We start from the raw sequence: 307 nt of genomic DNA on the forward strand, positions 1-307 counted from the left end.
GGCCGTTGTGGCTTGTGAAACAACGAGGAATCCAAAACACCCGGACCGAGATGACCATGCCCGACACCGCCCTCAATCGTCCCGGCATTCTTTGCATTGACGACAACAAAGACGGCGCCGACATGTGCGCCGAACTGCTCAAAATGTGCGGGTTTGACGCCCGTGCCTGTTACGACGGGGAAACCGCCCTTCGCATGGCCGTGGAGTCACCCCCGGCATTGTGCTTCATCGACTTGAACATGCCGGGCATGGAGGGGGATGAGCTGGCCCAACGCCTCCGCGAATTGATGGCCGACCACGCAATCAA

The 307-nt window shown here is 59.6% G+C and carries 1 protein-coding gene; it reads left to right on the top strand.

The genetic code is table 11. The features are described from left to right. Positions 1-56: 56 nt before the first annotated feature. On the top strand, positions 57-307 hold a 251-nt coding region (locus tag BGIM_RS68650), incomplete at its 3' end, for a response regulator (protein WP_169331894.1).

Source organism: Zavarzinella formosa DSM 19928 (genome assembly GCF_000255705.1).
Classification (GTDB): domain Bacteria; phylum Planctomycetota; class Planctomycetia; order Gemmatales; family Gemmataceae; genus Zavarzinella; species Zavarzinella formosa.